This is a genomic window from Bradyrhizobium sp. Crot121, from assembly GCF_059512385.1.
In genome coordinates this window covers 1-12,461 of record NZ_JCAMOR010000067.1, presented here as the reverse complement: position 1 = coordinate 12,461, position 12,461 = coordinate 1, and the positions used below count along the sequence as shown (strand labels likewise).

Below are 12,461 nucleotides of genomic sequence, written 5' to 3'. Positions count from 1 at the left end.
AGCATCGATCTTAAGGGACGACTCATGCCGCAGCAGTGGCAGCCGGCGCTCGCGCCGACCTATCGCCGCCGAGCTAACGTCAAGATCGTGATCGCCGGCATGGACATCACGGATGCGATGGCGCCGTACCTGATCTCGGTGCAGGTGTTGCTTAAGGATTGGGGACCAGACACCGCGAACATCGAACTCGACGATCGCAACGCGGAGTTACCGATCCCGCGCGACGACGAGCCGGTGAAAATCTACATGGGCTGGGCCGGCAGTGGCCCGTCTTTGCCGCTCAACCAGCATGTCGAGCGCATCTACAAGCTCATCATTCCTGACCAGTATGTCGACGGCTCGCCGATCAAGGAAGTGCCGTATCAGGCCTCGGGCTATCAGATGGTGTTCGGCGGCATCGTCAAGTCGGTCGAGAGCGGCTTTGCGCGCGCCGGCGGCGGCCGCAGGCTTTGGGTCGAGTGCATCTCCTACAACGAGAAGGGAGACGCCAAGGCGCCATCCCTGATGACGGTCGGGCAGGGGGATTCGCCTGACGGCGACGGCCAGGACGTCAGCCTCAAGGACTTCCTCGGCAACGTCATGCAGAAAAACGGGCTGACGCTGTATGCCTACGGCGTCGACGACATCAAGCGCAAGTTCTGGATTCAGGACAATGAGAGCCCGATGTCGCTCGGCCAGAGGATCGCCACTGAACTGGGGCTCAGCTTCAAGATCATCGGCAACAGCGCGCTGATCGGCCCGCGCGAGCAACTGCCGAACGGCGATCTTGCCCCCACCGTGGAGGCGGTCTGGGGCGTCAACCTGATCTCGTGGCGCATCAAGCCATTCTCCGGCCGCCCGCAATGGGCCGGCGCCAAGCAGCGCTTCTTCGACATCTGGAACGGGATGTGGAAGTCGGTCACGAAAAGCATCGGCGGATCTGTGCCGTTCGGCAGCGCCACCGCTGTTGCGATGATGCACGGCGCTGCACCCAATGAGCAGGCCGGTCAGCAGTACAATGAAGGGATGGCCGCCGACAGCCAGGAGAGCCGCGGCACCGGATGGGTCATCATCAACGGTGAGCCGGCGGCCCAACCCAACGGCAATGTCGTGATCTCGGGGGCGCGGCCCGGCGTCGATGGCCGCTACGCGATCTCGGAAGCCGAGCACAACTACACCCGTGGTGGCGGCTACACCACGCGCTGCAATCTCAAACGTCCGCAGTTGATCAGCGACGATTACTGGTCGTGGAGCAGCAAGACCCCGGAGCAGATGGTCAAGCAGCAGCTTCGCGATTTCCCGTCCGAATTGTGGGGCGACATGACCCCGGTTGAGCCGCAGTTTCCGCCAGAGGTCAGCAACCCTCCGACCTCGCCCTAGCCGCTTTCCTCAAAAACCCAAAACCGAACGTCGTTCACGCGGGAGCACCGTCGATGAAAACAGCCATCTTTGTCTTCCTTACGACCGTTGCGCTTCTGATCCTCTATCGCATGGTGAAATACTACTACCTTGCCGAGGGCTCGGTGTGGGATCGCCTGCTCGCCACCGCCAAGTATAGCGCCACCGTGCTCTGGAGCATGATCGTCGCGCTCGGTGCCTCGATCCTCGCGGGCATTTCCTATCTCGCTGAAGCACTCAACCTCCCAGACGTCAAAGCCTGGGTGACCATGCTGCCGGCGGAGTGGGTCGGCTTCGTGGTCGCCGCGATCATGGGGCTGACCGTGGTGTCGCGCCTGAGAAGCCTTCCCAACCAGCCCAATCCCGGACAGGGGGCTTGAACGATGGCGGATCGATTTCGCAGCCTGACAGGCGGCTACTTCTCGGCCAATCCGGACGACAAGTCGCTGCCGGTGACCATCCGCTTCAACAATCCCGGCGCGATCAACGGCGCATCGTGGCAGCACTCCTATCCCGGCTATGTCGGCGAGAAGGAAACCACCCCCGGCAATCGCTCGACCATCGTGGCCTCGCCCGAGGAGGGTGTGGCGATGTGGTGGGAGTTGATGCGGCGCTACCGCTCCTCGAACGTCGTCACCATGGCGCAAATCATCAACCGCTATGGCGGCGGGCAGGACTATTCGAGGTATCTCGCGCAAGTCCGTGTCTGGACCAAGTTGCCGACGTCGACCGAGATCAAGCTCTATGGCGATGACGATGTGCTCCTGGGCTTCGCCAAGGCGATGTTCCGCTACGAGGCGGGACGAACGCTGCCGTGGTCGGACGAGCAGATCCGGTTCGGCTTCGATCTGGCGCGCAACCACGCTGCCGGCAAACCGCAGGCGGCCCCGGCACCGGCGACAGTCCCGCCGCCGTCCTCGCATCCTTCCGTGCTGCAGACGATTCTGTCGGCCATCGGCTCCTACTTCCTCCCGAAGGCCGCGGCCGCAGCCGAGCCGCCGCTGAAGCTCACGCGGGTCATCAAGTTCGGCTCCAGCGGCGATGACGTCAAAGCGGTGCAGCGGCGGCTCATTGCGCTGGGCTACAACGATGTCGTGGTCGACGGCATCTTTGGCCCGGTCTGTCAGGCAGCGGTGCGGAAGTTTCAGACCGCCTGCAACCTCGATCCGGACGGTGAGGTCGGCGACCTGACGGTGATGGAGTTGAACAAGGGCAAGCGGCTCGGCACCCTCGACCCGCCGCTCAACCAGCCGCCCGCCACCGCGACCAAGCCCGCTTGGTACGCGCAGGCCGAGAAGTGGATCGGCTGGCACGAGACCGGCGAGAACCGTGGACTCGAGACCTTCATCAAGGGCGCGCATTGCGGTCAGGAGGGCGATCCGTGGTGCGCGATCTTCGCCAACTACTGCCTGGAGACCTCCGGCTTCAAGGGCACGAAGTCAGCTGCCGCGAGGAGTTTCGAGACCCATCCCGAGTTCACCAAGCTCAAGCTCCCGGCGCTGGGCTGCATCGTGACGATGTGGCGCGGCTCCAAGAGTTCAGGTCAGGGGCATGTGTTCCTGTACGACGGCGAGAACTCAAGCGGCGTGCGCGGCATCGGCGCCAATGAGGACGATCAGGTCAAGCGGTCGATCCATGATCGCAGCAGGATCGTCGGCTACTACTGGCCGAAGTCCGCGCCGGCGCCAAAGGAAGCGGTAATCGCGGTCGGCGACAATGCAGGGCGGGCGACTTCCGAGTTCTGACATGATCAACGACATCATCACCAGCATCGAGGATCGCTTCACCGCGTCCTTCGAGTGGCTGTTCGATCCTTTGGTCTACTGGTTCGGCATCGCGCTCCTGATCTTGATCGCGTGCATCGTCATCAGCTACTTCGCCCCGTTCAAGTGGATCAGGGCGGCACTCGGCGGGGTGCTCGTCATCGTCGGCGCCTTCCTGGCCGGTGGGGTCGAGATGCACAAGATCATGAACAGGAAGCTGCAGGAGGAGAAGGAGAAGCAGAAGCAGCGCGAAGCCGAAGCCAGGGCGAAAGACGGTGGTGGGTGGTTTAAGTGGTGACAAGCAGGAAAAGGGTGATCAAGCGCGTGCTGTTCGCGATCTGGAACACGGTGGCGCTGATCGCGCTCTCTCTTGATGCCGGCTATCTCATTCTCCTCGCCTTTGCCGGCAGCGGCCCGGTTTGGGTGGCATCCAATCTTCGTGTCGGCTCGACCCGCGTGCCGGTTCACGGAAGCATCACCTATACGATCGATATAGAGGCGCGGGAAAGCTGCCCCGGCCAGGTGGTCCAGGTGATGGTCCTGCTCGACAGCGATCCGCCAGCAACCGTGACCTTCCGCCGTCCGGTGGTGCTTCCCGGCGTTTCGCGAGACGACGTTGCCGTAAGCATTCAGCTGCCCGATGCCGTGCATCCGGGTCGCTGGCGCTTCACCGCCAGCATCGAGAGCAACTGCGCGACCCGCCAGCAGCTTGATGACCTCGCAGCGTTCGACGTGGAGGTCTATTGATGGGTTTTTGGGTACAACTCGCCGATGCGCTCGGAGCGGACCGCTACAGTCAGCACGCGATCTGCCTGACCAACGATCCGGTGATCGTTTTTCTGTCGGTCTCGGCCGACCTTGTGACCGCCGGATCCTACTTCGCCATCGGCTTGTCGCTGCTCTACCACCGGACCCGCACGGTTGAGTTCTCGGCGCTGGCACGGGGCCTATATGGTGCCTTCATCTTTTTGTGCGGTCTCTCTCATGCCTCGGAGGTGTTGACCATGTTCAGCGGCGTCTACAGACTCGACGTGGCGATCTCGGCGGCCATGGCGATCGTATCTGCTCTGACAGCGGTGCTGACATTGGGAGAAGCCCGCGGCACCTCACTGTCGGAATCAGAAACTTGATTGCATTTTATATCGACAAGCCGACCCTATTTATGGTGGCAGCCGTGATCACGATTGCGGCCATCAGCGCGGTGCTGGTGGTGCGCTACGCGCAATCGAGCCTCGTGTATCAGATCAAAGGCGACATCGACACCGAGGTGCGGGTTCGCCGGTCTCGTCTGCACGAGGAGCATGAGCAGTCCATGAAGGACTCGAAGGTGGGTCGCCACCGCAATAACCCGCCCGAGACCAGCAATAATGGATACTTCTAATGCCCTGTCCTCGCTCGGGACGGCCGTGGCCACGGTCACCGTCACCATCATTTCCGGGGCGTTCATGTACTTTGCCGGCCGGCCCAAGGCGAGGGCGGACGTGCAGGCGATGTTGAACGATGGCTTCAACAAGCTGATCACCGACCTGCAGGACGAGCGCAATCAGCTGCGCGAGATCATCAAGCAACAGGGTGAGCACATCACCTTGCTTGAGGGCGACGTGCGCAATCTGCAGCAGGCGAACGATAGCCTGAAGCACTTCATCGAAGCGCACGGGCTGACACCGCCTCGCGGCAGGATCAGATCATCATATTAGAAGGGTCTCAGAACAGCCCTTTGTCGAGGCTCCCCGAAAGGGACCTTTCACCCCGTCGGTCCAGTGGGCCGGCGGGGTCTTTTTTGCGTTTTTGGGCTGTGTACCCATAAATGATCACGTCGGCTTACCCCCGAAGAGCGGCGCAAAAGCGGACATGCCACTTTTGACGAGATGGGCCAACAGGCGACATAAGACGAAACCCGAAGTGCGAACCGCTTAATGCGTCAACTCATTTCGATATGTGGAGCTGCGGTCGTACGGGGCGGTAACATTTAACATTACGTGTCGGATCGACTTTCGACTTTTGCGCCCTTGGCGGCGTTGCCTTTCGCACCATTTTAAGTGGGCTGGGAACCACATGCATATGGAGCATGCTGATGGCCACTTGCAACGAGAAACACCATGAGAACCACCCTCATCGCCATGGCTCGAATTGCGGACACACTGCGGTTCGCCATGACGGCCATGTGGACTATCTTCACGATGGTCATCTTCACCATATGCACGAGGATCATGTGGACGAACATGTCATCGCGATCGATGCGGCAAATCCCGTGAACTGCACCCCTCACGTCCACTGCTCACATACTCACGGTCCAGGCTGCGGACATGAACAGGTGCCGCATGGAGACCATGTCGATTACCTCGTAGACGGCAGGTTGCACCATCCACACGGTGATCATTGCGATGATCATGGGCCTCTGCAGTTAGCCTGAGGACGCCAAGGACTACCCATCGGCCGCATGAGCGCAATCGGCGATCTGCCCAAAACGACCTGACCGGGGCCCGCCGGGGAGCCGGGGATCGGTATGTCTCAGTTGCGGCCTACGTTTCCGCTTTACCTCCGGAAGCTGACAGTTTGAAAGCCGCGGTGGACTTCGCATATGGGCCCAGTAGGCGACATCGCGGCGACGCGCTGAGAGGCCGACACTGGGGTGGCCTCAAGCGTGATCCTGCCGAGGGAACGGCGGGTCCGAGTATTTGGGCCCTAAAAATCCCGACATGAGAATCAAATAGGTACCAAGCCGGACCTAAACTTTTTAGAGCGGTCGGAACGAACTCGTTCTGAGGCGGTTTAGCGCGAATGATGCGTCGCTTCAGAGGAGCTGAGCATGAAGAAAAGCATTCTTGTTGGTCTTGCTATCCTCACTGTCTCCACTTCTGCCGCTTCGGCATGGACTCATCAAAGCTACCGGAATAGCCACCGGCCTCACTATGGTTCCGCCTACGGCGCGACCAGGGCCGCCCAACGCGAAGCCATGACCAACCGCGCTTACAACGCTTACAACGCTTACAACAACGGCTATTATGGTCCGAGTTATGCGCGTTCAGGCCTCTGGCCGGCCGATGCAGCCGGCGCAGCGATTGGAACGGCCGGCGCCATCGCTGCTGGCGCGGTCAATACCGCAGGCGCCATTGCAACGGCACCATTCCGGCCGGCCAATTCCTACGGCTATTACCCGGCTAATTCCTACGCCATGGCTCCGGGCGGTGTGAGCAGCAAGGACCACGCGCAGTACATGAAAAATCTGCGCGAGTCGGGGTATGATCGGAAGAGCGACTTCAACGCGAACGGGACCATAAAGACGCAATAGCGCCAAGTCTCGTCGAGCACCGAAACTAGCGATGCCAAGAATAAAAAGCCCGGAGGCGGAAGGCCTCCGGGCAGCGGGCTTTGCGTGCGCAAAGCCTTTGCCGATGCTGCGCCTTGTCATAGGCGCGACTGGCGGCAAGAAACGGCAACAGGCTCAAAGCGTCGGCAGCTATCGGTGACCTCACAAGCAACTGGCTCCCGTATCCTCGGCTGGTACGTAGCACTTCAAGCAATCGATGTCTCTTGGGTCAAAATGCGACTTTGCCTCGGCCGCCGAGCATGTCCATTTCGAACTTGGAATCAGACATACGGCCAACCCTAAAGTGGTCTTGACGTCACAGATCGGATTACCGAAGAGATCGAAGCCAAAGCGCGAGATGGCGATCGGTCTCGTCGGCAACAATCTGCTCAACGAGAACATCCGCAACTCCGTCTCCTACACCAAGGACCAGGTGCTGCTACCGGACATCGGCGTGCGCGCGTTCGCGAACCTGAAGTTTTGAGCCGAAAGGCCGAAAGGAGAACTATCGCTCACAGCCGGAAGACTCTCAAGATGAGTGGCAGAGGTGGCGCAGCAATGGCCGGTGGCTTGCCCGGTATCGGCGCCGAGACCGGGCCCCCGAATGCTGCGGAACTCGCGAACTGCGGCTGGCTTGTCGAGGTTCACTTGGTCGGAGAACGCGAATCCGATCCCAGGTTCTTCGCTGTTGGAACACACGACGCCGGTGAGGCGGAAGAGGCGATCCTGCGCTTTCCGGGTCTCGTGCGCGAAGACAAGAGAATCGCGCGGCGACGCCTTACCGATGAGGAGATCGCGTGTCTCGGACTGAGAGCGGGTGGCGTGAGGCCGTATATTCTAGGGCCTAGCTGGGAATGATCACCGCAAGGCAGTCGCCAAAGCGGGCTTCCGGCAGTGGGGGGCATCGAACGCTGAGTAGAAATCCGCTACTCAATGGATTTCCGGGAAATGCCACCTCCCGAGGTGACGCAAATGACGATTGCGATCAGTCGTCGTCGTGGCCGTAATAACTTCTCTGGAGCCGGTAATGTTTACCCGTAGAGATGAACTCCTGTCGCAGGCAACTGGTACCGGTGCAAAACCGTGCCTGCTTGTCACAATGCAGATGTTCGAAGTGCAGCTTGATCAGCCGTGAATTGTCGAAAAAGGTTGCAAAGTAATGAGCGGCCGTCGCATTCCCGCACATGCGGGTGATGGCACTTCGAACCTCGGGCGGCAAACGATCGATACGTTCCGAATTCCAGGGATCTTCGTGCCCTACGGGACTGCCGCGAGCGAACGTCAGTGGCTGATTGGCAAGCAAGGGCAGCAGAATTACGGCCGCGATTGGCGAACGGCGTAGGTAACGCACCGACATGCCAGCAACCCCATCCATAGTGGAAGATTTGGCATTGCAGTCGCCGAGGCAAAGAGTATCAGAAGTGCCAGCCAGCGCCAGTGGTGATGAATTGTTCAGAGTATGTGCGGCGCATTAAATTGATCAACTTCCTTGACGTTCGAGGTCAGTTCTGGGGTCAGATTCGGAATTGGCGGGCCAGCGCATTTTGGGCCGATTTCCGCCCGTTAGCTGACCTACTCTTCGGCGGTCGCGATGGCAGCCAAGGGCCAGTTTCGGAAGCCGACACTCGTTCGATCACACGATCGGAAAGCGAGATCGATTTAAGACGTGATCTCGGCTTTTCGAGCTGTGCGCAACATAGGAGCGATGGCCGACACGGATCGATCCAAAGCAGCCAAGCGGCAGCCCAACTATTTGTGGTGGCCGCCCGGCAGTGCCGAGGGTCCCGTTCAGCGCGGCGTCGGCTTCTTGTCGCTCTTCTTGCCGTAGTTGGGCGAATTGATGCCCCTGCAAACGCGATCAGAGCACCCATAGAACTTGCCGTCCATTTTGCTCGCGTATGAGCTAGACGAAAGCATTGGTGCTGAAATCGAAAGAGCAAAGATTGCCAGAGCTATCGGCGCTAAAAGACTTAATGAAATCCACTTCATTTGATTTCCCCGGTTGGTTGAGACCATCGGCCAGAATACGACCGCGAAAGCATCCTAAGGCACAATGATGGGTTGTTGGAAGCGGTCAGAATTCGTTTCGGCGGCAAGCCGCTCCTCGGACTTGTTTGGCCAGCGATGGACCAATAGCACCAAGGAGCCTCAAACGCGCGATCAGGCTTGATGTCTCAGTTGGGTCAGATTCGGAATTGGCGGACCAGCACATCTTGGACCGCTTTCGACCCGGTAGCTGACCTACTCCTCGCGTTCGCGATGGCAGCCAAGGGCCCAATTCAGAAGTCTTCGTGTGCAGGGCCGGACCCGTGCTTGTTCTCCGAGGAACCACTGCGTAACTCTTTCGTTGTGCTGGTCTTCCGCACAGCAAAAGGAACACGGCCATGGATCGCGAACATGTGAAGGGCGCTGCCGACAAGGCAAAAGGCGCCATCAAAGAAGGTGCCGGTAAGCTCACTGGCGACAAGGAGATGGAAACCGAAGGCAAGATCGACAAGGCGAAGGGATCCGCACACAACGCCGCCGGAGATGTGAAGGATGCAGCGCGGGACGCCGCTGGCGCCCTCAAAAAATAAGCACAAGAGGGAAGACCAGGAACTCGCCGCCTCCGGGCGGCCTTTTCTTTTGCCACAAGGCGGTCGGGCTGAGTGACGAAGGCTGCCTTACCTCTAAGAACCGACCTTTAGCTTGGACGTGCCGCTATGCCCTTTTCAAGGCAGGAAGTGGCATTCCAAACGAAAGACGCCGCCAACTGCGGAAAGATCGGTAGATGAACGGCTCGGGAAACCGACGGATGCGACTGGAGGCGGCGAGGTATGTCGCCTTTAGGGCCATTAACGGAAGTGCACTTCAACGGTCTGAGTTTAGCCGCCCCTGTCGCGCATTGCTTTGAACCGCGTCTCAACCCGCGACGTCAAACCCTCGGCTTATAAAGGAGCTCGACGTAGTCCGGTCTACCTTCCACATCGGACGTTGCAGCGCTCGCGGCAGATCGACGCAAAGGGCCAACACCGGTCATTCCGCAACCGCGTAGATGAGTGCTGCCCTCACCAGGAAGCGAGGCGGCGCATCGGGTGGAGGTACAAACGCCGCAAGCCATTTGAAGCGCCTCGCCTTTAACGTTTTCGGTACATAGGCTTGACCTTGACGCCCGCGCGTCGCGGGTTTCGGGGCGCCGCGCGCGGCTCGCGCGCCCAACAGGCAGGTCGATCTCTCATGGCATTCGTGCAGTTCACGCAACCGGACGATCAGCCCATCGTCATCAACACGGATAGGATCGTGACCGCCACACCACTGCCCGACGGACAAGGCACGCGCATCACCCTTCAACAACGGTGGCCATCAGGACGTGAAGCAACTCATCGCTGACGTGCTGCGGCAGTTGAACATAAGCGCGTAGGCTCAGGACATCGCCGCCTGGGCGAACCATTCCGCCGATCAAGTGAGATCGTGCACTTTCTTGAGTGCTGCCCAATGTCGCAGATGGGTCATCGAACAAAGCAAAACGGCCTCAGTGTGCGCACATCTGAGGCCGTTTGAGACCTCCCGCCGGGCATTGGGCAAAATGTCGACCGGTCGGTGGCTTGGCTTTCGAAGATAGAATCGCCGATTGCTGAGGATCAAGACCAGCCCAAGGTGAATCGTTCCGTCCCAATCTGAAATCTTTAGCGTCCTGATCGCACCGCGGATGGCGCGCAGGCTCCTGTTTTGGCCCTTGAATCGCTCTGTAACCACTAATTCGGGCAACCGAACACGAATTAACTGGCTATTTGGTTCGATCGGGATCCACATAGCTCGATCACCGTCGCGCCAACGGGCATCCACCGGTGACAGAGAGTGTTGCGCTCCCGCCTATTCGAGGGGAGGCATCATATGCCCCAATCTCAACGCATGTCGTCCGCCATTCCGCCGGTTGCATTTGGGCGCCCCGCCTGTCCGAAGTGCAAGGCCGAGATGATGCTTACCAGCATCGAGCCAGCACGCCCAGGCGTCGACTTGCATACGTTTAAATGTGCTGTCTGCAATCACGTAGTTACGGCCCTGGCCGCGTATGAAGATCCTATGAAGTCCAAGGCTCTTGGACGCTGGCTTCAAGGCGATTTGCACTCGCCGACGTAACACAAAAGGGCAAATTAGGCCTCGAATTCCTGGGAAACTCCGATGCGACTTTCGACCCGCCGACAAAAAATTGCGTAGTGAGCAAACGCAAAAGGAGGAGGAAATGAGGGATTACACATACGAACGTCAGGTGCCCACCGCTGCCGTGCGTAAGGCACGAAAGGCCTTCAAGGAGGCGGACGTCAAGGTAGCGATGGCCGAGTATGAACGCACGCAAAAGGCGTTCCATGCAATCCGCGAGCGGTTAAAGGCGGAGCGATTGGCTCGCGACGCCGAAGCAGCGCGGAAGCTCAAAACCTGATGGGAGCCTTTCGGTCAAATCTGAGTAGCTCCTCGAACCTGTTAGGCTGAAATATCTTGCCGTACTCGTCGGTGATCTGCACCTGCCATCCGGCCCTAACTAGGTGCGAGCTTTCGCAACCGCCAGCATTGGACTGACGTGGCTCGCAACGAGGTTTCCCGTCCTCGCCTCGCATGAATGCTGAACGTCATCGCATCCTCAAAAGAGAAAGGCCGGCGGGCGTTACGCCGCTCTGCGGGACTATTAGCTGCAAGCACTGATGACCCGGCACCGCCTGGTCATACGTTGGTCGGTATCTGCCCCTCAGCGAAAGCCAGCATAGATGCGTGCGCTCGACACCCGTCCCTCTCACCATCGCGTCACTTTGACCGTGCGCCGGTGACTTCCGGTCTTCCCCCAATAAGCGGACAATCCAGGAGCCGGTCGGCATGTCTCAAAGGTGCCAGATCCCGAGCTGCGCCCCGTGTAGAGGCGTAAACGACGGCCGGATTGAACCGCCAGGAGCGGGGGGTTACGACGCTTTGCGTAAGGGCCTAAAAATAGCTGACTACGAGCGCCGTCCCATGCGCCAATCGCAGGTAAAGTGCGTTATAATAGCTTTAGGGACGACGGGAGGCCGCTGCTTCAATGACATCGTGGCTACTTCTTAACGTCCCGCTCTTTCTCCTGACCGCCATCGCTACGCATTTGATTATGTCATTTGCGCAGACGGTGATGCATTATAAACTCGGCCACCATCCCATGGGCGGCCGATTCTTTCATACTCACATCGACTTCCATCACACCTATTATTCCAAAGATCATCTCGTCTCACGAACCTACCTCGGTGACGAGGGCAACAACACACCGTTTTTCTTTATCCCTTTGTTTCTCGTCGGCGGATGCGCTTATTTCCTGCTGCCGCTCGGTCTTTTTGTGACGATGGTCATTGGAAGCGCGGCATCGTTTTATGCGCACGTCTTTTTTGATAAAGAATACCACGTGAGGGATCGCGGCTTCAGCGATTTGCGTGGTTCAGACGGATGCAGGAGCTGCACTTCATTCATCACCGGCACGCGAACAAAAATTTTGCCGTGATCCACTTCTTCTGGGATAGGCTTCTCGGCACCTATCGAGGGCCGGATGCCAGTGCATAGCATCAGACGACTCAAATATTTCAGTTCAACAGGACCCTAAAGGGCGGGAATTCTACGTGACGCATGTCCGTTGTGGGTCAAAAGCGCCGCTTGGAAGGTCGACCAGTCACTTCCGCTCTACCTCGATAAGCAGACCATTTCAGAACCTGCGCGGACTTCGCATTAGGGCTAAAACCGGAACAGCACCGAGAGCCACATGCCGACGCAGTTGACCGTCATTTCGGCAGCCCCGCCTTGCGTAGGCCATCCAGAAAAGTGTTCATCAGCTTCGCGTCAAAAATGGGCATGCGTCGGCGGAGGGTCGAAATCGTCAAGCCGGGCTCCAGCCGGAGCAGATGCGCTACTGTTTCACGCGCCTCGCTCAGTCGACCGAGCTTGAAGTTCTGTGCGTCAAGTTCAGCAAAATTGATCATGGGGTCCGGCCAAGCCATCCCCTCGGAGCCGCCGTCGCTCGC

15 protein-coding genes and 1 pseudogene are annotated in these 12,461 nt (G+C 59.2%); 13 read left to right on the top strand and 3 right to left on the bottom strand.

Features of this window, described 5'->3' with window-relative positions; translation table 11 throughout:
* Nucleotides 1–24: 24 nt before the first annotated feature.
* The 10 genes from AC5ZGW_RS35690 to AC5ZGW_RS35645 all read left to right on the top strand — a co-directional run bounded on the left by AC5ZGW_RS35690 (nucleotide 25) and on the right by AC5ZGW_RS35645 (nucleotide 6,934).
* On the top strand, nucleotides 25–1,359 hold the full coding sequence (locus AC5ZGW_RS35690; RefSeq protein WP_130231239.1) for a phage late control D family protein: 1,335 nt from the start codon (nucleotides 25–27) through the stop codon (nucleotides 1,357–1,359).
* A 53-nt stretch (nucleotides 1,360–1,412) separates the two neighbouring features.
* Entirely contained in the window at nucleotides 1,413–1,757 is a 345-nt protein-coding gene (locus tag AC5ZGW_RS35685) for a hypothetical protein (RefSeq protein ID WP_130231241.1), read from the top strand.
* A gap of 3 nt (nucleotides 1,758–1,760) precedes the next feature.
* Nucleotides 1,761–3,122 (top strand): NlpC/P60 family protein, encoded by a 1,362-nt coding sequence (locus tag AC5ZGW_RS35680; RefSeq protein ID WP_130231243.1) that lies wholly within the window; start codon nucleotides 1,761–1,763, stop codon nucleotides 3,120–3,122.
* 1 nt (nucleotide 3,123) lies between these two features.
* Complete coding sequence (locus AC5ZGW_RS35675) at nucleotides 3,124–3,438, top strand: hypothetical protein (protein ID WP_130231245.1); 315 nt, start codon at nucleotides 3,124–3,126, stop codon at nucleotides 3,436–3,438.
* Nucleotides 3,435–3,887 carry a hypothetical protein gene (locus AC5ZGW_RS35670; protein ID WP_130231247.1) on the top strand — a complete coding sequence of 151 codons (453 nt, stop codon included), beginning with the start codon at nucleotides 3,435–3,437 and terminating at the stop codon, nucleotides 3,885–3,887. Before AC5ZGW_RS35675 ends, AC5ZGW_RS35670 begins: the two co-directional genes overlap by 4 nt.
* Nucleotides 3,887–4,270 carry a hypothetical protein gene (locus tag AC5ZGW_RS35665; RefSeq protein ID WP_130231249.1) on the top strand — a complete coding sequence of 128 codons (384 nt, stop codon included), beginning with the start codon at nucleotides 3,887–3,889 and terminating at the stop codon, nucleotides 4,268–4,270. Before AC5ZGW_RS35670 ends, AC5ZGW_RS35665 begins: the two co-directional genes overlap by 1 nt.
* Nucleotides 4,267–4,521 carry a hypothetical protein gene (locus tag AC5ZGW_RS35660; protein ID WP_130231251.1) on the top strand — a complete coding sequence of 85 codons (255 nt, stop codon included), beginning with the start codon at nucleotides 4,267–4,269 and terminating at the stop codon, nucleotides 4,519–4,521. The genes AC5ZGW_RS35665 and AC5ZGW_RS35660 overlap by 4 nt, the downstream gene beginning before the upstream one ends.
* Complete coding sequence (locus tag AC5ZGW_RS35655) at nucleotides 4,508–4,837, top strand: Rossmann-fold NAD(P)-binding domain-containing protein (protein WP_130231253.1); 330 nt, start codon at nucleotides 4,508–4,510, stop codon at nucleotides 4,835–4,837. The genes AC5ZGW_RS35660 and AC5ZGW_RS35655 overlap by 14 nt, the downstream gene beginning before the upstream one ends.
* Before the next feature lie 1,112 nt (nucleotides 4,838–5,949).
* On the top strand, nucleotides 5,950–6,432 hold the full coding sequence (locus tag AC5ZGW_RS35650) for a hypothetical protein (RefSeq protein WP_130231267.1): 483 nt from the start codon (nucleotides 5,950–5,952) through the stop codon (nucleotides 6,430–6,432).
* Nucleotides 6,433–6,808: 376 nt separating this feature from the next.
* Nucleotides 6,809–6,934, top strand: a complete 126-nt coding sequence (locus tag AC5ZGW_RS35645) for a hypothetical protein (RefSeq protein WP_283813347.1) — start codon at nucleotides 6,809–6,811, stop codon at nucleotides 6,932–6,934.
* Between the two features lie 501 nt (nucleotides 6,935–7,435).
* Here the strand turns inward: AC5ZGW_RS35645 and AC5ZGW_RS35640 are convergent.
* The gene (locus AC5ZGW_RS35640) at nucleotides 7,436–7,807 is read right to left on the bottom strand and encodes a hypothetical protein (RefSeq protein ID WP_130231265.1); all 372 of its coding nucleotides are present in this window, start codon (nucleotides 7,805–7,807) and stop codon (nucleotides 7,436–7,438) included.
* A 431-nt stretch (nucleotides 7,808–8,238) separates the two neighbouring features.
* On the bottom strand, nucleotides 8,239–8,439 hold the full coding sequence (locus AC5ZGW_RS35635; protein WP_130231263.1) for a hypothetical protein: 201 nt from the start codon (nucleotides 8,437–8,439) through the stop codon (nucleotides 8,239–8,241).
* Between the two features lie 395 nt (nucleotides 8,440–8,834).
* Between AC5ZGW_RS35635 and AC5ZGW_RS35630 the strand changes: the two genes are divergently transcribed.
* From AC5ZGW_RS35630 to AC5ZGW_RS35620, 3 genes are all read left to right on the top strand, one after another.
* Nucleotides 8,835–9,026, top strand: coding sequence for a CsbD family protein (locus AC5ZGW_RS35630; protein ID WP_130231261.1), 192 nt, complete (start codon nucleotides 8,835–8,837; stop codon nucleotides 9,024–9,026).
* 1,646 nt (nucleotides 9,027–10,672) lie between these two features.
* Entirely contained in the window at nucleotides 10,673–10,870 is a 198-nt protein-coding gene (locus tag AC5ZGW_RS35625; RefSeq protein ID WP_130231259.1) for a hypothetical protein, read from the top strand.
* A gap of 627 nt (nucleotides 10,871–11,497) precedes the next feature.
* A complete protein-coding gene (locus AC5ZGW_RS35620; protein ID WP_130231257.1) occupies nucleotides 11,498–11,947 on the top strand; it encodes a hypothetical protein in 450 nt (149 codons plus the stop codon).
* Nucleotides 11,948–12,221: 274 nt separating this feature from the next.
* Here AC5ZGW_RS35620 and AC5ZGW_RS35615 read toward each other — a convergent pair.
* Nucleotides 12,222–12,461: pseudogene (locus AC5ZGW_RS35615) on the bottom strand (hypothetical protein); the annotation flags it as partial.